The sequence below is a fragment of the Duganella sp. sic0402 genome (assembly GCF_019219065.1).
In the GTDB taxonomy this organism is placed as follows: Bacteria; Pseudomonadota; Gammaproteobacteria; order Burkholderiales; family Burkholderiaceae_D; genus Rugamonas.
Genome location: NZ_JAHUWK010000001.1, coordinates 369,488 through 389,754, shown reverse-complemented (window position 1 = coordinate 389,754; position 20,267 = coordinate 369,488). Strand labels below are relative to the sequence as shown.

The window sequence follows — 20,267 nt, the reverse complement described above, 5'->3', positions numbered from 1 at the left end:
TAATTTAGCGGGCCTGCCAATAACGGGGATGACGGGCACGGTAGCTGGAAATGGCCAGCGTATCGCCAAATTCCAGCGTCAGCGCCCCCTGCTGGTCGGTGCGGTAGCGTTGTATCCGCATCGCGCCATAGCGGTCGTACACTTCCTGTTTTGGATGGCGGTAGCGATTGCGGTGGCCGACCTGGAAGATGGCGGCTTGCGCTTGCACCGCCAGCAGAAAGCCCGGGGTCGAGCTGGTGCCGCTGCCGTGATGCGGCGCCAGCAGAACATCGGCGCGAAGCTGCGCCGCAGCGCGCGCCAGCAATTGCGCCTCCTGTTCCGCTTCGATATCGCCAGCCAGCAGCATGGATTTGCCGCCAGCGGTAATCTTCAGCGTGCAGCCGCGCGCGTTGGGCTTCAGCGCGGCGTTGGCGTAACTGGCTGGCAGCGGGTGCAGGATCTCGAAGTGGACGCCGTCCCAGGTCCAGCGCTGGCCGGCGGCGCACTGCACGTGCTGGCGCGCGGCGCGGGCAATCGCGTGCTGCGGCCACAGCGAGGACAGCACCCAGCCGGTGCGCACGCCGTCCAGCACGCTCAGCGCGCCGCCGGAGTGATCGGCGTCGCTATGGCTGATGATCAGGCCGTCCAGCGCGCCGATGCCACGCCCTCGCAGATACGGCAGGATAATGCGGTTGCCGGCGTTGGACTCGGGACTATAGGCGGGGCCGCTGTCGTACAGCAGGCGGTGATGGCTGGTTTCAATCAGCAGCGCCATGCCCTGCCCTACGTCAAACGCCGTCACCGTCATCCGGCCCGGCTGCGGGTGCGATGGTTCGGCCGCCAGCAGCGCTATCCAGGTGGCCAGGCCCAGCCAGCGGGCCGGCCATCCGCGCGGCGCCAGCAGCCACAGCGTGCCGAACATCGTCCAGCAGAACAGCCAGAACGGCGGCACCGGCGCCGCCCATACCGCGTGCCGCAAGGCGCTAAACCATTGCAAGGAAGCCGCCAGCATCTCGACCAGCCAGTGCGCAACGCCCAGCACGGGTGCGGCCAGCGCCATCGGCAGCATGCTGCCGGCCAGTGCGAGCGGCGTGACGATCAGGCTGATCAAGGGTATCGCCACCGCATTGGCCAGCGGGCTCACCACCGAAACCTGTCCGAACAGCAGCATCGTCAGCGGGATCAGGCCCAGCGTCACCGCATATTGCGTCTGCGCGCCCACTTGCAGCGAACGCCACAAGCGGGTGCGCCACGATAACGGCAGCGGCACGCGCCGCGGCGTGCGGCGTGCCGCCCGCTGCGCGGTGCGGCCCAGTGTGGCGTACAGGATAATCGCCACCGCGCCAAACGACAGCCAGAAACCCGGCCACAATACGGCCCACGGATCGATCAGGACCACCACGCCCAGCGCGGTGCACAGCACATGCGAAATACTGGTCAGGCGATGCAGCCACAGTGCGGCCGCCACCACCATCAGCATGTACAAGGTGCGCTGTGCCGGCACGCCGAATCCGGCCAGGGCCACATACAGCAGCGCGGCCACCGCGCCCACCAAAGCGGCCACCTTTTGGGCCGGCAGCCGCAATGGCAGCTGAGCGCGTGTGAAGAACGAGCAGCGCCACAAATTAAATGCAAGCAATGCAAACAAACCAGCGACCATCGTGATGTGCAATCCCGAAATCGATATCAGATGGCCGATGCCGGTCCGGTTAAACACCTGCCAGTCAGCTTGGTCGATGCCGCGCTGTTCACCTATCACCAACGCCACGATCACTCCGGCATACGGCTTGCCTGGCAGTGCAGTCAGGATGCGCTCGCGCAGCGCCGTCCTGCTGCGCTCCAGCAGATTGCCGACGCCGGGTACAAAGCTGTCCAGCCGCCGGTTGTCGCGGGCCAGGCGCACATAGCCGGTGGCGCGCAAGCCCTGCTCCAGCAGCCAGGCTTCGTAGTCGAAACAATAGGGATTGGCGTTGCCGTGCGGCCGCTGCAAGCGCACCGTCAGCTGCCAGCGCTCGCCTGGCAGCAGCGCCGGCACTTCGGCCAGCTGATCGCGATACCCCGCATACCAGGAAAGCGCAATCCTGGGCGGCACGGCGGTCCCCTCTGCGCTCTCCACCGCAAAGTTAAAGCGCACGCCTTGCGTGAAACGGTATGGCAGGTTATCGACAATGCCAACCAGCTTGATGTCGCGCCCCTCATCCTCGAAGGCCAGTTGCGGCGCCAGCGCCCGGTACGCCAGCCACGCCGCCCACAGAAAGCCCAGCGCGGCGCCACCCAGGCAAGCCGCGCCTGCTCGGATGACAGCGTGGCAACGGCCCATTAAGCGCCGCGCCAGCAGCAAGGCGGCGACGGCACACGCCATGGCCGCCATCAGCGCCAGCGACGGCAGGCTGGCCTGCATCTGCAAGCCCGCCGCGCCCAACGCAAAGCCAATCAACGCCATCCGCATAGCCTCGCCTCCCTGCTGCGATACTACGCAAACGACAACGGCGGCAGGCCGTCAAGCCTGCCGCCGTTTGATACAGCTCAGTGAATTGGCGGGTGGACTATCTCCAGCCCGCATCTGGCGTAGCACGGCACAATTGGTACATATAGGTTCGGCTGCCCACGGCGGCCGGATGCGCTCGGCAACTGGCGACGTCCAAAGCAATACCATGACGCGCCAGATGGGCGGCTGCTGCATCCGCTATGGCGCGATTCGGCGTTTCCAGATCGATGTTGCGATGTTGCGCGAGCAGTTCCAGCGTGCAAGCGCCACCTGGCAAGTGTCGTATGTCCGCCTGCAAGCGCACGTGGCGCCCCAGCCATTCCAGCCTGGCACAACCGGATGCATCCTTGGTCCAGCCCAGCCATTCCGCCGCGACGCGCTTGTTTTGCAGCGAATCCAGTTTCTCATCCTTGACGGCACTGAGCAGCACATAGTGCTGTCCGCTGCGCTCAGCCACAGCGCGGCGCATACGGGTGCGCCACGCGTCGGACTCCGGAAAACCCATATCGACGCCGATAAACTTAAGCTGCGGCTGGAACATCGTGGTCAGCCAGGACAACGGTGGATCCGGCTGTGCGATAAACACCACGCTTTGCTCTGGCTGCACAAACGCTGGCACCGTTGCGCTGAAGTTGCGCTCGCCCCAGGCGGCATTCCCCCACTTCGGCGTTGGCACAGCGCACACCAGCAACACCGCCAGCGTAACGCCTGCCAGCCGCCTGGCCGCCTTCGGCGTCACCGCAATACTGCGCCACAGCAGCCAGATCGCCAGCGGCGCCAACAGCTCAAGCGCGATCAGATAGCGATAGATGCTGAACACCCGCATCCACACCAGATACGCCAGGCCGAAGAACAACAGGAAGAAGCATGCGCGCGGATCAAGCACCGCCTGCGCCGCGCCGCGCGCGCGACGCCACAGCGCCGCCAAGGCCGCCACCCCAAACAACACATACAGCACCGGCCACATGCCCAATTGGTGCGCCACTTCCGTCACACGGCGCCAGTTGACGCCGAAAATGAACGGCCACTGCAGGTACTCCAGCCAGTTCTTCGGCCGGAAATATGTGTCGATGACACCGTTCTCCAAGGCCCAAGGGCTATGGAAGATGTCGTTAAACTGTGGGAAGGTCGGATTGCCAAACAGCTGCCACATCTTGAGGAACCACCAGCCGCCAGTGACGGCCATGCCGGCCAGCACGCCGATGCCAAACAGCAGCGCCACCCCGAGGCGGCGCGGCCATGCCAGCGGCAGGCCCAGGCACGCCAGACATAGTGCGATGGCATACAAGGCGTTGGTCAGCTTCAAACCCGCTCCCAGGCCCATCAGCAAGCCGGCAAGCACAGCCGCCATCAGCGCCCGGCCGCCGCGCGCCGCCAGCGCTTCCCAGCGAAGCAACAGCACGTACAGCGCGCCCAGCACCAGCAGAGCGGTCAGGTTGTCGCCCATCGTGTTGCCCAGCTCGCCACGGAAACCCGGACCAAGCACGCCGGCGAGCGCCAACAGCAACGGCCAACGGCCGCCCCCTTCCGGGCCAGCCAGCTGGCGTCCGATTGCCAGCAGCAGCACAAAATTCAGACCGTGCAACACGCCCATGACAAAGCCGGCGCTTACCGGCGACAGCGCCAGGTTCAGGCCGTAGTACAGCAGGTCGATGGTGGGATTGAAAAACGTCTGGAAGCGCGCTGGCGCAAGGTCGTAGCCGATGCGATCGTTCAGCAGCGCGTAGACGTTGTAGACGTGGTAGTTGCGCAGGTCCCAGTTGTCGTCCTGGCCGATGATGACCGAGAACAATCCGAACAGGATGGGAACCAGCACTACGGCGATGCGTGCTTTCATATTGGCGGACAAGGAAGACAAGGCCAATATTATAGTTCCACTTTGCAATTTTACAAAAAAGCCAAGGCGGCGCGACTTGCGCCCCGCCGCCCCGCTGACTTACATCTTCCAGCGCAAGCCAACCGATACCGAACGTCCGATCTGGAGCGTACCGAAATTGGTCAGCTGCGCGTTACCCGCATTGCCGAAGTGGTAGTACTGCTGCTGCATTTCGTTGGTCAGGTTGACACCACTGATGTCGACCGACATATTGTCGTTGATTTTGTAGGAGACCTGCATGTCCACGCTCTTTTCCGGATGACGCCAGATACCAATCGGATTGGCAAACAAGGCGGCTTCATTGGCGGCCAGGAAGCCCGAGCGCCAGACATAGGACAGGCGCGCGCTGACCGGACCTTTTTCGTAAGCCAGGGTGGCGTTGTACGAGCGCTTGGACACGCCGAAGAACGGGGTCTTGAGCTGGGCGACAACGTCGCCGGCATCATTAACCTCAGGCACATTCTGCGACGAGGTGAGTTGCGTGTAGCTGCCCTGGAAGCCCAGGCCGTCCAGCAGGCTCGGCAGGCCTTTCGGGAAGTAGATCAAGCCGAGTTCGGCGCCACTGATGTCGCCATCGGAAGCGTTGACCGGCGAGTTGATGACATAGTCATAGCCGTTCGTATGGTCGCCGCCCGAGGTCGAGTTGCGGAACGGATCGTTGGCAGGATCGACGTGCACCTTGCGGCGCAAACCCACGACCAGGCCGTCGATCTTGCGCTTGAACGCCGTGCCGTAAATTGCACTGTCCTTCTGGAAGTACCACTCTGCGGTCAGATCGAGGTTCTTGGAGCGCGTCGGCTTGAGGTCCGGATTGCCGCCGCTACCCGAGCCATAACCGACCTTCGACACGTCGTCAGCCAGTTGCAGGACCGGATTCAGATCGCCGAAGTTCGGGCGGCGCAGGGTTTCACCGTAGTTCAAGCGCAGCACCACGTCCTTGGCTGGATCGTAGATCAGCGTCATGCTCGGCAGCACCTTGCTGGTCGACTTGCTGGCGCCGGAAGGCGTGACCGCCTTGGTGGTGGCATCCACCTTGTAGAAGGTCATGTCGGTATCGACTTTGACGTAGCGCACGCCGAAGTTGGCGCGCAGGCGATTGCCGAACAGTTCGTGCCGGGTATTCCCCATCAAGAACAGGTTGCTGGTCTTTTCTTCGACTTCGAAGGTCTTCTGCAGGCTCAGCTTGTCCGTGGTCAGGAAGTTCGGATCGACCGAGTTATACAGCTTGCGCCAGTCGTCGATATGGCTGCGGATGTAGTAGGCATTCGGCTCCAGCCATGAACGCGGAACATTGGAGATGTCGGTGCCAAAGTTCGCATTGGTCGAGGCATACTCAGGCCCCAGCGAGGCCAGATTGCGGTTCAAGGTGCCCGATTGCGTCCGGTTCGCCTCGGACGCCTTGCGGTCGTCGAAGCGCACGCCGAAGTGGAGCGTCTCCAGCGGCCCCCAGTCGGCATCGTAGACGCCCGTCAGATTCGCCGTCGTGGCGCTGCCCTTGTTGCGGTTGGCGTTATCGTAGAACTGCGCAACATTCCACTTGGTCGGATCGGTCAGATCGGCGTTGTTGTTGAAGCTGAAGGCCGTGTTACCGCCGCCGGCATTGAAGTCGACGTTGATGGAAGGCGCAACGCGATCAATACGGGTGGCGGTGAATTCCGAGTGATAGGTGCTGCTTTGATACGACAGATCGCCGTCCAGCTTCAGACGGTCGCCAACGTTCCATTTGCCGTTCAGGGCATAAATGCGGGAATCGGTTGCCGACGTGGTGTAGTCGCCGCTGTTGAAGCCATACACGTTGTTGACGGTACGGCTCTTGATGATGTTGGTTCCTGGGAAGGTCGTCATCGTGCTGGCAGGGTTGCTGCCGAGGTCGCCCCACCAGTCGACAAAGCTGAACAGCAACTGGTTGAAGGACTTGTCACGATAACCGTTGTACATCGATTCGAAGGTGTAGACCGAATCGCTGTCCGGCTTCCACTGCAAGGCGAGATTGGCGGCCGGACGCTCGCGCTTGCCTTGAACGTCGCTCTGGAACACGGCGTCGCGGGCCAGATAATACGGATAGGCTTTGCCGTTGAAATCCAGCGTCGAACCGGCTGTCGTCGGCAAGCCGGTATGGGTGCCAGGGGTCCAGATACTGGTGTCGGTGATGCGCTGCAGGGGCGTGTAACCTGGGGGCACTTCAGAGGCGTTCGGGCTCGTGAACGGCACCATGGCGCCCGGTGTCACGCTTTCATTGCGGTACTTCGTCTGGGTGGCCGACAGATTGACCAGGGCGCCGATTTCGCCGATGCCGGTTTCCCAGCGGTTGCTCAACATGGCGCTAAGCTGGGGGTTGGTCTTTTCCGCCGGTTCGAGATAGGTGCCACGCGCCGAGATCGACACTTTCGGCCCCTTGAAGTCGAACGGCCGCAGCGACTTGACGTCGACCTGGCCTGCAATGCCGGTGTCCAACTGGCTGGCGTCGCGCGTCTTGTAGACGTCAATCTGGCGCACCAGGGTCGAAGGAATATCCTGCAGCGCGACTTGGGTACCGGACGCGGTAAAGATATTGCGGCCGTTCCAGGTGGTTTGCACGTCGGGCAAGCCACGAATCGACAAGGTGCCGACTTCGCCGCCGGCGCGGTTGGTGACCTGAATGCCGGTCACGCGCTGCAGCGCTTCGACCACATTGTTATCGGGCAGCTTGCCTATGTCCTCTGCAACGACCGACTCCACCACCTGGTCGCTGGTGCGCTTGATCGCCAGGCTTTTGATCAGCGATGCCTTGACGCCGGTCACGACCACGGTCGTGCTGTCAGTTGGCTCGGTCTTTTCGTCGGCGGCTTGCGCCCACACCGAGGCGCTGCTCAGCAGGCCAGCGCCCAGCAGCGCGACAACCGACAGTTTCAGGTGGAGTGGGCGAACGGAGGCCGCCGCAGTGCGGATAGATTGGTGGTGCATTTTGTCTCCCTTGTCTAATTTTTTTGATGCAGTTTTAGTACCGCTCAAAAATCATCTTATGGAGATCGCAACACGCAATCCAATCACATTTATTCCTGGTTTGATACTGTTTTGTATATCGCCCCAAGCGCAGCGCTGAGGAATGAACGCTGCAGGCTGCTTCCATACTGGAAGCAGCTGAGGCGTATTTGCAACGTTAATCGATTACTTAGCAGGCATTGCAAGGCGCGGCAACGCTGCCAGGGCGTTGGCGGTGGTGGCGGCAGCCACTTCTTCCAGACTCAGGCCACGCAGCTCGGCCAGCACGGCGCCGATGCGGGGAATCTGGTCAGGGCTGTTGCGGCCAGGGTGTATCCAGGCCGGCGAGATGTCGGGCGCGTCGGTTTCCAGCACGATGGATTCCAGCGGCAGCTCGGCCGCCATGCGGCGGATTTGCAAAGCGCGGGTGAAGGTCATGGCGCCGCCGAAGCCAAGCCTGAAACCCAGCTCGATATACATTTTGGCTTGCTGGTCGCTGCCGTTGAAGGCGTGGGCGATGCCACCGGCGGGCGGGATCTGCCGCACATGCTTGAGGATCACGTCCTGCGAGCGGCGCACATGCATCAGCACCGGCAGCCCGAATTCACGGGCGATTTTCAACTGTTCGCGGAAGAAGTAGATCTGCTTCTCACGCATCGCCGGCTCAGTCAGCATGGGGATAAAGAAGTCCAGGCCGATCTCGCCCAAGGCGACAAAGCGCGGATCGGACATGGCAGCAGCGACCTGCTCGCGCAGCACGCGCAGGTCGTCCTCTTGGGCCTTGGGTACGTAGATCGGATGGATGCCCAGCGCGTAGCAACCGTTGTCAATGCTGCCGGCAAGTTCCGCGACGATGGAGAAGTTGGCCGTCTCCACCGCCGGAATGACGATCATGCCCACACCCTGCCCTTGGGCCTGCGCCGCCTGCGCCGCGGATTCGCTGCCGAATTCGTGGGCGTCGAGGTGGCAGTGGGTGTCGATCCACATCGCGTCAGCCCTCGTCCGGCTGCAATCCCTGCTCGGTCATGCGCAGCACGCGGTCGCAGCGGCGCGCCAGTTCGATATCGTGGGTGACGATGACGAAGGCTGTGCCCAAGGTGCGCGACAGCTCCAGCATCAGGTCGAAAATCTGCTGCGCGGTGGCGGTGTCCAGATTGCCGGTCGGCTCGTCGGCCAGCACGCAGGCAGGCTGCGTGACCAGCGCGCGCGCCAGCGCCACGCGTTGACGCTCACCGCCCGACAACTCGCCCGGCACGTGCGACACGCGCTTGGCCAGGTTCACGCGCTGCAAAATCTGCTGCGCGGCCGAGGTGGCTTGGTCGCGCTTGACGCGGCGTATCATCAGCGGCATCGCCACATTATCCAGCGCGCTGAATTCAGGCAGCAAGTGGTGGAACTGGTAGACAAAGCCCAGCGATTTGTTGCGCAGGTCGCCGCGTGCGGTTTCGCTCAGGCTGGCGAAGTCATTACCTTGCAGCGTGACGCTGCCCTTGCTTGGCGTGTCGAGGCCGCCCAGCAGGTGCAGCAAGGTCGATTTGCCCGAGCCGGACGCGCCGACAATCGCCACGCGTTCGCCGCGCCGCACATCGATGTCGATGCCGGACAAGACGTTGACCGAGTACGCGCCTTGCGTGAAGGTCTTGCCGAGGTTGCGGCACGAGAGGACAACAGGTTCCAAATTACTCATAGCGCAGCGCCTCCGCAGGTTTCACGCGGGCGGCCCACCAGCTTGGATACAAGGTGGCGACAAACGCCAGCACCACGGCCACGCCGCCAATCTTGAACACGTCCGGCCAGCGCAGGTCCGACGGCACGCTGCTGATGTAGTAAATATCCTTCGACAAGAACTGCACTCCCAATAAATGTTCGATAAACGGCACGATGACGTCGATGTTCAGCGCCACCAGTACGCCGCCGCCCACGCCCAGCGCGGTGCCGAGGATGCCGACCAGCGCGCCCTGGATCATGAATATCTTCATGACCGAGCGTGGCGATGCGCCCAGTGTGCGCAGGATGGCGATGTCGGCCTGCTTGTCGGTCACGGTCATCACCAGCGTCGACACCAGATTGAAGGCGGCCACCGCGATAATCAAGGTCAGGATGATGAACATCATGCGTTTTTCGGTCTGCACGGCGGCGAACCAGTTGGCGTTGAGCTTGGACCAGTCGCGCACATAGAGGTCGCCGGACATCGAATTCTTCAGCTCCTGCGCCACTTCCGGCGCGCGGTGCATATCTTTCAGGCGCAGGCGCAGACCGGCCGGCGCTTCAATCCGCAGCAGCTTTTCGGCATCGGTCAGGTGCACGAAGGCCAGCGCCGAGTCGAACTCGTTGTGGCCCGCCTCAAAGATGCCGACCACGGTGAACGAGCGCAGGCGCGGCAGCACGCCGGCCGGCGTCGGCTGGCCTTGTGCCAGCGCCAGCGTCACTTTCTCGCCGAGGTTGACACGCAAGGCGCGCGCCAGTTCGATGCCCAGCACGATGTTATAGGCGCCCGGTTGCAGCGCATTGAAGCTGCCGCGCTTGGTCTGTTTGGCGACATCGGAAACCTGCGGCTCCTCTTCCGGCAGCACGCCGCGGATCACCGCCGGGCGCAGCACGTCATCGCGCACCAGCATGCCCTGGGTTTCAGCGAACGGCGCGGTGCCGATCACGGCCGGATTCTTGCGCGCTTCCAGCGCTTCCTGCTGCCAGTTCGGCATCGCGCCACGGCCATCGAAGATTTCGACGTGGGCCAGTACCGACAGCATGCGGTCAGTCACTTCTTTCTGGAAGCCGTTCATCACCGACAGCACGACGATCAGCGCCGCCACGCCCAAGCCAATGCCGGCCATGGAAATCAGCGAGATAAACGAAATAAAACTATTGCGTCCGCTGCGCTTGCCAGCCCGCGTATAGCGCAGGCCCACCAGCCACTCGAACGGCAGATTCTTGATAATGCTCATATGCTCCGGGAGGGATCAAACTCGATAAGCCCGAAGTGTGCCATATAAACAGGCTTTCATGGGTGAAACACCGAACCTTTTCCCCATAAAAAAGCCGCGCCGGACAGCATTCAGCTGCGTGGCGCGGCCTGGCGGCTTAAGAACGGATTAAGCCGTGATTTTTCCCGTCTTGCCGCTGCGGCGGCGGCCCATGAACCCGACCAGGCCCAGGCCGGCAACCAGCATGGCCCAGGTTTCAACCTCGGGTACGGCAGCGGTGATCGATGCACCCAGCAGCGTCTGCGAATCCTGCGCCGTGAACGTGGTGTAGGTATAGGTATTCAGCGTGCCGCCGCTGGCCAGGTAGGCCTTGGCCCTGGTCAGCATGCCATCCGCCAGCGCGACCGGCTCGCCCTCTTCGGTGCTGGAGAAATACTGGATGCCGGTCGGGGCGTAGATGCTGCCGTCGTCGGCGCTGATGTCCCACAGCGCCAGCTGAAATGCCATCTTGCTTTCGTGCGAGTCGAGCGTTTTAAACGAGGTTTCATACAAGGCCTTGATGCCCTTGACCTGGTCCGCGCTGAATGTGCCCAACAAATTGGTATTGTAGTTGGCGTAATACTGCGCTGTGCCGACCAGATCAACCGTAGGTTCAATGCAGAACGCCAGGAAGCTCTGCGACGCCTTATTGAGGTTGGTCATATCGTAGATGCCAATGCCCTGCTGCTGGAGCATCGATTTGTCGTTGTTGCGGAACAGGTGACCCACGTCCACGATCTGGTCGCCGTCGTTAATTACGTGGCTATAAGGATCGGCATCGGCGGCCAGGCTCAAAGTCGAAACTACCAGCGTGGTGGCGAAGGCTGCTGCTTTCAGTGCAAATTTGATGTTCATGGTGTGTTCTCTTCTCTCTTAAGCGATGGCGACCGGGTTTTGGCCCACCAGCTGGGCGGTTTCCTGCAACAGTTCGCCCATGCTTGGCAAGCTGACGCCGGCCGCTGCCGCGTCCGATGCCGCCACATTGAAGTACACATCGGTCATATCGGCCGATTTGCCATTCGCCAGCGTGACGCTGCTGCGCTCCAGGTGCAGATTGTTGTTGGCATCCAGGAATGGCAGCTCGGTGTGCGCCACGGTCAGGCTGATGACGCCGGCCTGGGTCAGCGTCATCAGTTCGCCGGCGTCGGTCTTGCCGTCACTGTTGGCGTCCTGCCAGATCAGCAGGCTGGCGAAATCGGCGTCATGCGCGTCCACCACGCCGTCGCCATTGCTGTCGTAGCTGGCCAGCTTGGCGAAGCCCGAACCCTTGCTGGCGCCACCGAACAGTTCGCTGATATCGTCGATCGCGCCGTTGCCATTGCGATCGATGGCCAGGAAGCCGTCGCCTTTCGACAGCCAGCCCGACTGGATTGCCTTGCCGGTGCCCAGCAGATCGAAGCTGCCGGTCATGTCTTCACGGGCGATGGTGTGGATGCCGTCGCCATTCAGGTCGATCGCGATCGGCGTGATGGCGGCGTCCCAGCTCAGGTCGTTCTTGCCCGAGGTCAGCGTGATGGTGTCGGTCTTGGTGACGTTGGTGTATTCCTTTCCGTCGCCCTTGACATCCGAATCGATCGCATCGTTGCTGCCGGTGTTTTTGACGCCCCACTTCCAGTTGCTCATATTGTAGGTCGAGCGGTCCGACGCGAAATACACCTTCACATCGGTCTTGTCGAACTGCAGGTAGTAGTTGCCTGGATTCAGATCGCTGAATTTGTAGTTGCCATTGGCGTCGGTCTTGATGCTCGAGCCAACTTGCTTGCCAGTGCTGGCGTCGTACAGCGCCACGCTGATGCCGCCTATGCCCTCTTCGCCGCTGTCCTGCACGCCATTGTGGTTGGCGTCGCGCCAGACCTTGTCGCCGATGCTGGCCTTGCGGTAGATGCCGGCGTCTTCGGTGGTGATGTTCTGGCCAATGCCCAGGTTGATATTGCCGGTCTTGCCGCTATTGCCCGACACCGTGGTGACGTCCGAGTCGTTGCCGTCATTGCCCTGGCCGGACTTGGTAAAGTACCAGCCGCTGTTGTTGACCACTTCCACCTTGTAGTTGCCGGCTGCCAGATCGTCGAACAGGTACTGGCCGCCGTCATGGGTGACGGTGGTGGCCTGCAGTTTGCCGGCGGCGTCGTACAGCTTGACGGTCACCCCGTCCACGCCCTTCTCGCCGCTGTCCTGAACCCCGTTGTAATTGGCGTCTTCCCACACGCGGTCGCCGATGCTGCCCAGCTTGACGATGCCGGCATCGCGGGTCTTGTCCACCTGGCCCGAAGCCAGCGTGAACTGCGCGGTCAGTCCGTTGGCGTCAGCGTCGGAATCGACGTTGTCGTTGCTGCCCTGATCCTGTTTGGTGTAGCCATAGCCGTCCGGCGCGCTGAACTTGACCGAGTATTTGCCCGGCGCCAGGTCGGTGAACGCGTACGCGCCGCTGGCGTCTGTGATGTCGGTGGCGATCGCCACGCCTTTTTCGTTTAGCAGCGTGACCTTGACGCCCTTGGCGCCGCTTTCATTGCTCTGCTGAATGCCGTCGCCATTCAGGTCGATCCAAACTTTGTCGCCAATTTCGCCCTTTTGATACACGCCGGCGTCCATATTGGTGACGTTCTGTCCAGCAGTCACGGTAACGGTGCCCAGGCTGCCGGCGTCCTTGCCCGCGACATAGTAGCCGCTCGGCGCCTTGACGTTGACCGCGTAGGTGCCCGCTTCCACCGAGAACTTGTAATTGCCGCTGCTATCGGTGGTAGTGGTTTTGACCACCTTGCCGCTGGTGTCGCGCAGCTCAACGGTCACGCCGGACTTGCCGCTCTCGCCGTCGTCCTGCACGCCGTTGCCGTTCTTGTCGAGCCAGATGCGGTCGCCGATGGTGGCGGCAGCCAGCACGCCCACGTCCACATTCTTGTTGACCTGGCCCGACGTCAGCGTCACCGTCTGCGTAGCGTTCGCAGCGTTGCCGAAGGTCATGCCTTCCGGCAGCGTCAATTTATCGAACACCACCGTGTAGCTGCCCGGCTTGAGATTGCTGAACAGATAGTTGCCGTTGGCGTCGGTGGTGGCAGTGAGGCCAACCTGCTTGCCTTCGGCATCCATCAGCATCACTTTAACGCCGCTGACGCCGGACTCGCTGCTGTCCTGAACGCCATTCTTGTTACTGTCCAGCCAGACGCGGTCGCCGACCGACGCGGATTTGTACAGGCCAGCGTCCACGGTGTTGTTGATTTCGCCGGCACCCAGCGTGATCAGGCCGCTCTGGCCGGTGGCGTTGACATCGCTGTCCAGATTGTCGTCGCTGCCCGCATCCTTGCCGGTGAACTGGTAGCCATTGGGTGCTTTCACCGACACGGTGTAGCTGCCCGGATCGGCGCTGAAGCTGTATTTGCCATCGGCTGCGGTGGTGGTGGTCTGCACCACTTTGCCGGTGCTGTCTTTCAGCTGAACGGTGACGCCGCCGATGCCGGCCTCGCCCGCATCCTGCACACCGTTGCCGTTCTTGTCTTCCCATACCGTGTCGCCGAGCTTGGCTGGCAGAGCCACGATGCCGGCGTCCAGGTCGCTGTAGACATCGCCCGAGTTGAGGGTAACGTTGGCGGTCTTGCCAGTGTTGACGCTGGCGTCCGAATCCTTGGCGTCGTTGCTGCCGCTGTCGGCGCTGGTGAATACATGGTTGGCCGGCAGCGTGGCCTTGTCGAACTGCACGCTGTAGGTGCCTGGCTTCAGGTTGGTGAAGCTGTAGTTGCCGTTGGCGTCGGTGGTAGCACTGGCGCCGGTTGGGTTGCCCGAAGCGTCCAGCAGCAGCACTTTAACGCCGGCCACGCCGGTTTCGCCGCTGTCCTGCACACCGTTGCGGTTGGCATCCAGCCACACGCGATCGCCCAGCGCCGCGCCTTTGTAGAAGCCCGCGTCAACATTGGTGTTGGACTGGCCCGGCGTCAGCGTGATCAGATCGCTCTGGCCGTCGGCGTTGATATCGCTGTCAACGCCGTCCGCGCCGCCATGCTGGCCAGTGGCGGTCATGCCGCCTGGCGCGGTGACCGAAATGGCATACTTGCCCGGATCAACAGTGAAGCTGTATTTGCCGTCCGCGCCGGTGGTGGTGGTTTTGACCACGTTGCCGTTCTCGTCCTTCAGGTCGACCTTGACACCAACGATGCCGGCTTCGCCGTCATCCTGTACGCCATTGCCGTTTTTGTCTTCCCATACGCGGTCGCCGATGGTGGCTTGCTGTACCACCAGGCCGGCGCGCAGTGTCATGTCTTCGCCTCCGCTCAGCGTGATCTGGGCGGTCTTGCCGGTGCCAGTGTCGGCGTCGGAGCCGCCATTACCTGGCGCGCCTTGTGCGGCGCTGGTGAAGTTGTAGCCGGCCGGCAGCGTGCTCTTGTCGAACTGCACGCTGTACACACCTGGCGCCAGGTTGGTGAACTGGTAGTGGCCGTCCGCGTCGGTGGTGGCCACGGCATCCGGCACTGGCGTGCCATTGGCGTCCAGCAGGATCACCTTGACGCCGGCGGCGCCGGTTTCGCCGTTGTTCAGGCGGCCGTCCCGGTCGGCGTCAAACCATACCACCTGGCTCAGCGAGGCCGGGCGGTAAACACCGGCATCGACGTCCTGGTTGCTCTGGCCTGGCGTCAGCGTCACGGTGGCATTGCCATTGGCATCAACGTTGCTGTCCAGCGCGCCGTTGCCGCCTTTGCCCGCGCCGGTGAACACATAGCCTGCTGGTGGTGCGACCGATACGGTGTAGGTGCCAGGGTCGACGGTGAAGCTGTACTGGCCGCCATCGTGGGTGACCACGGTGCCGACCACATTGCCGTTGCCATCTTTCAGCGACACAGTAGCGCCATCGACGCCCTGCTCGCCGCTATCCTGCACGCCGTTGCCATTGGTGTCGTTCCACACGCGGTTGCCCACGGTGGCCTGTTTGATGACGATGCCGGCGTCGAGGTCCAGATTGTTGTCGCCGGAATTCAGCGCGACCTGGCCGCTCTTGCCGCTGGCGTCAACGGTGGAACCTTGGCCGGCGTTGAAGTCGTAATCGGCTGGCAGCGTGGCTTTGTCGAACTGCACGCTGTAGTTGCCTGGTTTCAGGTTGGTGAAGCTGTAGTTGCCGTTGGCGTCGGTGGTGGCGCTAGCGCCGGCCACCGGATTGCCGCTGGCGTCCAGCAGCGTGACCTTCACGCCAGCCACGCCCGCTTCGCCATTGTCCTGCACGCCGTTGCGGTTGCTGTCGTACCAGACTTTATCGCCCAGCGAGGCGTAGCGGTAGAAGCCAGCATCCACATCGGCCTTGACCTGGCCTGGTGCCAGCGTGATAGCGCCGGACTTGCCGCTGGCGTCGATATCGCTGTCGGCAGTGCTGTTGCCACCCAGGCCCGCACCGGTCGCCACATAGCCAGCCGGCGCACTGACCGACACGCTGTAGGTGCCAGGATCGACGCTGAAACTGTACTGGCCGCCGTCATGGGTCACCACGGTACCGACGGTGTTGCCGTTGCTGTCTTTCAGGGTGACGGTCGCGCCATCAATGCCCTGCTCGCCGCTGTCCTGCACGCCATTGCCATTGCGGTCTTCCCAGACCAGGTCGCCCACGGTGGCTTGCTTGATGACGATGCCGGCGTCCAGGTGCTGGCTGCTGTCGCCCGAGGCCAGCGTGACTTGTGCGGTAGCGCCGGTGTCGGCATTGGCGTCCGAATCCTTGCCTTCGCTGGTGAACAGATAATTGGCCGGCAGGCTGATTTTGTCGAACTGCACGCTGTAAGCGCCTGGCTTCAGATTGCTGAACTGGTAGTGGCCGCTGGCGTCGGTGGTGGCAGTAGCGCCGGCCACCGGATTGCCGCTGGCGTCCAGCAGCGTGACCTTGACGCCAGCCACGCCCGCCTCGCCGGCATCCTGCACGCCATTGCGATTGCTGTCGTACCAGACGGTGGAGCCCAGCGACACTGGGCGATACAGACCAGCGTCGGCCTTGTTGTTGGTGTCGCCGGGCGTCAGCACGATGGCGCCGGTGTTGCCGCTGGCGTCGATATCGCTGTCGGCCGCGCCGTTGCCGCCCTGGCCCTGCTGGGTGGCGGCATAGCCTGCCGGCGGCTTGACGCTGACGCTGTAAGTGCCCACATCGGCATCAAAATGATATTGGCCGCTGGCGTCGGTGGTGGTGGTCTTGACCACCTGGCCGCTGGCGTCTTTCAGTTGCACGGTCACGCCCGCCAGGCCAGCTTCGCCGCTGTCCTGCACGCCGTTGCCATTGCTGTCTTCCCAGACGAAATCGCCGATGTGCGCTTGCGGCACGTTGAAGGTCAGGTAGTTCGGCGTGGCGCTGGTATCGGCCGCACCGGTGCCAACCAGGCCGCCGTTGTCGCGTACCTTGAAGCCAACGTCGAAGCTGCCGGAGGTGTTCTGGCCAGGCTCGAACGCCAGCTTGCCGGCAGCGATGTCGTCCGCAGAGATTTCGGCGCCGACGGCAACTGCCGCGCCGTTCAGCGTCAGCTTGCCGGATGATGGCAGCGAGGTGATGATCACCGATTTAAACGCGTCGTGCTCGATCTTGTCCACAAAACCAAAGTCGTCCTGTGCCAGCACCACCGGCGCGCCATTTCCCAGATTGAAAGTCTTGTTGGCGCCGGTCGGCGCATCGTTGACCGGATCAATGATGACATCCAGCGTCAGCGTGATGGTGTTTGCAGCCCCCTGGTCCATCACAAATTCATAGGTCACAAACTTGCCGTTATAGTGCTCTGCCCACTGCCCCGGACGCACGTAGATCGTATCCGCGTCGACTTTGCCGAACAGTGGCGTGTCCTTGGACGAGAGTTTGCCGTCCGGCAGCGCCACCGTCATCGAGCTGATTTTCAGCGAATTGCTGGCGGTGTAGCCGGCGGCGGCCAGGATGTCGCGGATATCAAAAGTACCGTTGGTATCTTCGTAAACGTGAATAGAAGTAGCAATATTAATCGAGCTCATACAAGGCCTTCAAAGTTGTTTTTGGAGTTATCAGTTGGGCCAGCACGGCTGCTACGGGGGATTGGGTAGGCAGTGGCAGGTAGACCTGGGTGCATCACGCAATTTGAAGTAATGCATTTAAAACATATTAGTTGCCGCAATTATAGCGAACATTTACTTACAATCATTAAGTTTTTTTATATCTTTGTGGTATTTTCGAAATTATTGTTTCTATAAAGAATTATTCATCAAAACTCGCAATGCCCTACAATCTCGGGATGACTGAAATTACCCTCGCACTCCCTTTTGCACTACCACCGCCGGAGCTGGCCAGCGACCTGATACGCGCGCTGAACGCCCCCGCACTGGCTGCATTGCTGTCTCGCCACAGCAGCTTTCAATATACTATTTTCGACAACAACAGCCGGGTGTTGCCGCACGAAGCGTGGCTGGCGCACACGCTGGGCCTGGCCACCGCGCCCGAGCGCGCCGACACCAGCGCGCCGCTGGCCACCGCCTGCATGCGCGGCTGCGGCCTCGCGGCACAAGCGGCCGAAGGCCATTGGTTCATGCTGCAACCGTCGCATGTGCAGATCTCGCGCACCCATATGCTGCTGACCGACCTGCGCTCGCTGCAAATCAGCGAAGCCGACTCGCGCGGACTGTACGACATCGCCCGCCCCTATTTTGAGGAGGTCGGCAAGACGCTGCTGCATGGCGCGCCCGGCCTGTGGTTCATGCGCGCCGATGACTGGGCAGACCTGAATACCGCGTCGCCAGACGCCACCACCACCCAAAGCATGACTGACTGGCTGCCCGAGGGCGAGCACGCGCGCGACTTCCGCCGCCTGCAAAACGAGGTGCAGATGCTGTGGCATGAACATCCGATCAATCAGGCACGCCAGGCGCGCGGCTTGCAACCGATCAATTCCTGCTGGCTGTGGGGCGGCGCCGGACCTGCCGCCTCGTCGGGTTGCGTGGCGATCGGCGATGGCACGCCGTGGATGGCGGCATTGGCTGCCGCGCCCCAGCACCAGCCGGACGCGCAGCAATTGATTGTCCAGCCAGGCGTCGCCATGCTCGGCGGCCTGATCTCCGCCGCACAGGTGGGCGACTGGGCCGACTGGCTGGCGCGGATGCAGCAGTTGGAGCAGGACTGGTTTGCACCGCTGCTGACCGCGCTCAAAGACGGCCGCGTCGACAGCGTCAAGCTGGTGCTGAGCCATCGCCATGGCTGGACTACGGTCACCAGCAACAAGCTGGCGCAAAGAAAATTCTGGCGCAAGCCCACCCTGAATACCCTGTTGAACCAATCATGACCCGTATTAGCACCCGTACCTTCCCGTTCCGCGAATCCGAAATGCTGCGCCAGAACGGCGTCCACCCCGTGCTGGCGCGCCTGTATGCGGCGCGCGGCCTGACCGACGTCAAAGAACTATCCAGCGAACTGACGGCGATGATACCGCCGTCCGGCCTGCTGCATATCGATGCGGCCGCCGCGTTCCTGGCCGACTCCATCGGGGCGCGCAAGCGCATGGTGATCGTGGCCGACTATGACTGCGACGGCGCCACCGCCTGCGCGGTCGCGCTGCGCGGCCTGCGCGCCATGGGCGCCGATATCGACTTCATCGTGCCCAACCGCTTCGAGTACGGCTACGGCCTGACGCCGGAAATCGTGGCACTGACCGCGCGCGAGAAGCAGCCAGACATCATCATCACCGTCGACAACGGCATTGCCAGCATCGACGGCGTGGCCGAAGCCAACCGGCGCGGCATTGAAGTCGTCGTCACTGACCACCACCTGCCGGCCGACACCCTGCCCGCCGCGCGCGTGATCGTCAATCCGAACCAGCCGGAATGCGGCTTTCCGAGCAAGCATATCGCCGGCGTTGGCGTGATGTTCTACGTGCTGCTGGCCCTGCGCGCCGAGTTGCGCAAGCGCGGCGTGTTCGACGCCCAGACCCAGCCCAAGCTGGACAATCTGCTGGACCTGGTGGCGCTGGGCACCGTGGCCGACGTGGTCAAGCTCGACGCCAATAACCGCATCCTGGTGGCGCAGGGCCTGAAGCGCATGCGCGCCGGCCGCATGCACGCCGGCGTGGCTGCCTTGTTCCGCGTGGCCGGCCGCGAGGCGCGCAACGCCAATCCCTTCGACCTCGGCTTCGCGCTGGGCCCGCGCCTGAACGCGGCCGGCCGGCTGGAGGATATGTCGCTGGGCATCGAATGTCTGGTCACCGATGACGAGGACCGCGCCTGGCAACTGGCGCAACAGCTCAACGACATCAACCTGAAGCGCCGCGAAATCGAAGCCGATATGCAGGACACGGCCATGCTGCACCTCGACGCCTTCGAACCGGCCGAGCGCAGTACCATCTGCGTGTTTGACGATACCTGGCACCAGGGCGTGATCGGCATTGTCGCCTCGCGCCTGAAAGAAAAGTTCTACCGCCCGACCATCACCTTCGCGCCGGGCGCCGATGGCTGGATCAAGGGCTCCGGCCGCTCGATTCCGGGCTTCCATTTGCGCGACGCGCTGGACCTGGTCTACAAAAAAGCGCCATCACTGATCGACAAGTTCGGCGGCCACGCCATGGCGGCAGGCCTGACGCTGCGCGCGGAGGCGTTTGACGCGTTTGCCGAGGCGTTTGAGGAAGTCGGCCGCGCGTGGCTGAGCAAGCAGCAACTGGAACGCGTAGTCGAGACGGACGGCCCGCTGGAAGACGCCTATTACACCACCACCTTCATCGAGCTGATGGCCGGCCAGGTGTGGGGCCAGGGCTTTGCGCCGCCGGTGTTCTGCGACGACTTCCGGGTCGTCAGCCAGCGCATTCTGAAAGAACGCCACCTCAAGCTGCTGCTGGAAAAGAACGGCGCCCGCTACGACGCCATCTGGTTCGGCCATACCGACGCCCTCGGCGACCGCGCCCGCGTGGCGTTCCGGCTGGACGCCAACGAGTACAACGGCGTAACCAAAGTGCAACTTTTGGTGGAGCACGCAGAGGCGGCCTAGCGCGCCAATCCTGAAAAGGATTGCAATTCATCCGAAAAAGGAGTATAAAGAATCCATTAC

10 protein-coding genes are annotated in these 20,267 nt (G+C 62.6%); 2 read left to right on the top strand and 8 right to left on the bottom strand.

Going from position 1 to position 20,267, the window contains the following annotated elements; all coding sequences use genetic code 11:
• Window positions 1-4: 4 nt before the first annotated feature.
• From KW842_RS01645 to KW842_RS01610, 8 genes are all read right to left on the bottom strand, one after another.
• Complete coding sequence (locus KW842_RS01645; RefSeq protein ID WP_218302344.1) at window positions 5-2,428, bottom strand: DNA internalization-related competence protein ComEC/Rec2; 2,424 nt, start codon at window positions 2,426-2,428, stop codon at window positions 5-7.
• Window positions 2,429-2,525: 97 nt separating this feature from the next.
• Window positions 2,526-4,325 (bottom strand): glycosyltransferase 87 family protein, encoded by a 1,800-nt coding sequence (locus tag KW842_RS01640; RefSeq protein ID WP_218302343.1) that lies wholly within the window; start codon window positions 4,323-4,325, stop codon window positions 2,526-2,528.
• A 78-nt stretch (window positions 4,326-4,403) separates the two neighbouring features.
• A complete protein-coding gene (locus KW842_RS01635; protein ID WP_218302342.1) occupies window positions 4,404-7,286 on the bottom strand; it encodes a TonB-dependent receptor in 2,883 nt (960 codons plus the stop codon).
• A gap of 204 nt (window positions 7,287-7,490) precedes the next feature.
• Complete coding sequence (locus KW842_RS01630; RefSeq protein WP_218302341.1) at window positions 7,491-8,291, bottom strand: TatD family hydrolase; 801 nt, start codon at window positions 8,289-8,291, stop codon at window positions 7,491-7,493.
• A 4-nt stretch (window positions 8,292-8,295) separates the two neighbouring features.
• Window positions 8,296-8,991: a lipoprotein-releasing ABC transporter ATP-binding protein LolD gene (lolD, locus tag KW842_RS01625; protein WP_218302340.1), complete on the bottom strand. Its 696-nt coding sequence runs from the start codon at window positions 8,989-8,991 to the stop codon at window positions 8,296-8,298.
• Window positions 8,984-10,249: a lipoprotein-releasing ABC transporter permease subunit gene (locus KW842_RS01620; protein ID WP_218302339.1), complete on the bottom strand. Its 1,266-nt coding sequence runs from the start codon at window positions 10,247-10,249 to the stop codon at window positions 8,984-8,986. Before KW842_RS01620 ends, lolD begins: the two co-directional genes overlap by 8 nt.
• A 147-nt stretch (window positions 10,250-10,396) precedes the next feature.
• Complete coding sequence (locus tag KW842_RS01615) at window positions 10,397-11,122, bottom strand: PEP-CTERM sorting domain-containing protein (protein ID WP_218303117.1); 726 nt, start codon at window positions 11,120-11,122, stop codon at window positions 10,397-10,399.
• Window positions 11,123-11,140: 18 nt separating this feature from the next.
• The gene (locus KW842_RS01610; protein WP_218302338.1) at window positions 11,141-17,218 is read right to left on the bottom strand and encodes an SdrD B-like domain-containing protein; all 6,078 of its coding nucleotides are present in this window, start codon (window positions 17,216-17,218) and stop codon (window positions 11,141-11,143) included.
• A 257-nt stretch (window positions 17,219-17,475) separates the two neighbouring features.
• On the opposite strand from KW842_RS01610, the gene KW842_RS01605 reads away from it, so the two are divergent.
• Complete coding sequence (locus tag KW842_RS01605) at window positions 17,476-18,516, top strand: hypothetical protein (RefSeq protein ID WP_218302337.1); 1,041 nt, start codon at window positions 17,476-17,478, stop codon at window positions 18,514-18,516.
• Entirely contained in the window at window positions 18,513-20,207 is a 1,695-nt protein-coding gene (gene recJ / locus KW842_RS01600; RefSeq protein ID WP_218302336.1) for a single-stranded-DNA-specific exonuclease RecJ, read from the top strand. Before KW842_RS01605 ends, recJ begins: the two co-directional genes overlap by 4 nt.
• Window positions 20,208-20,267: the final 60 nt, after the last annotated feature.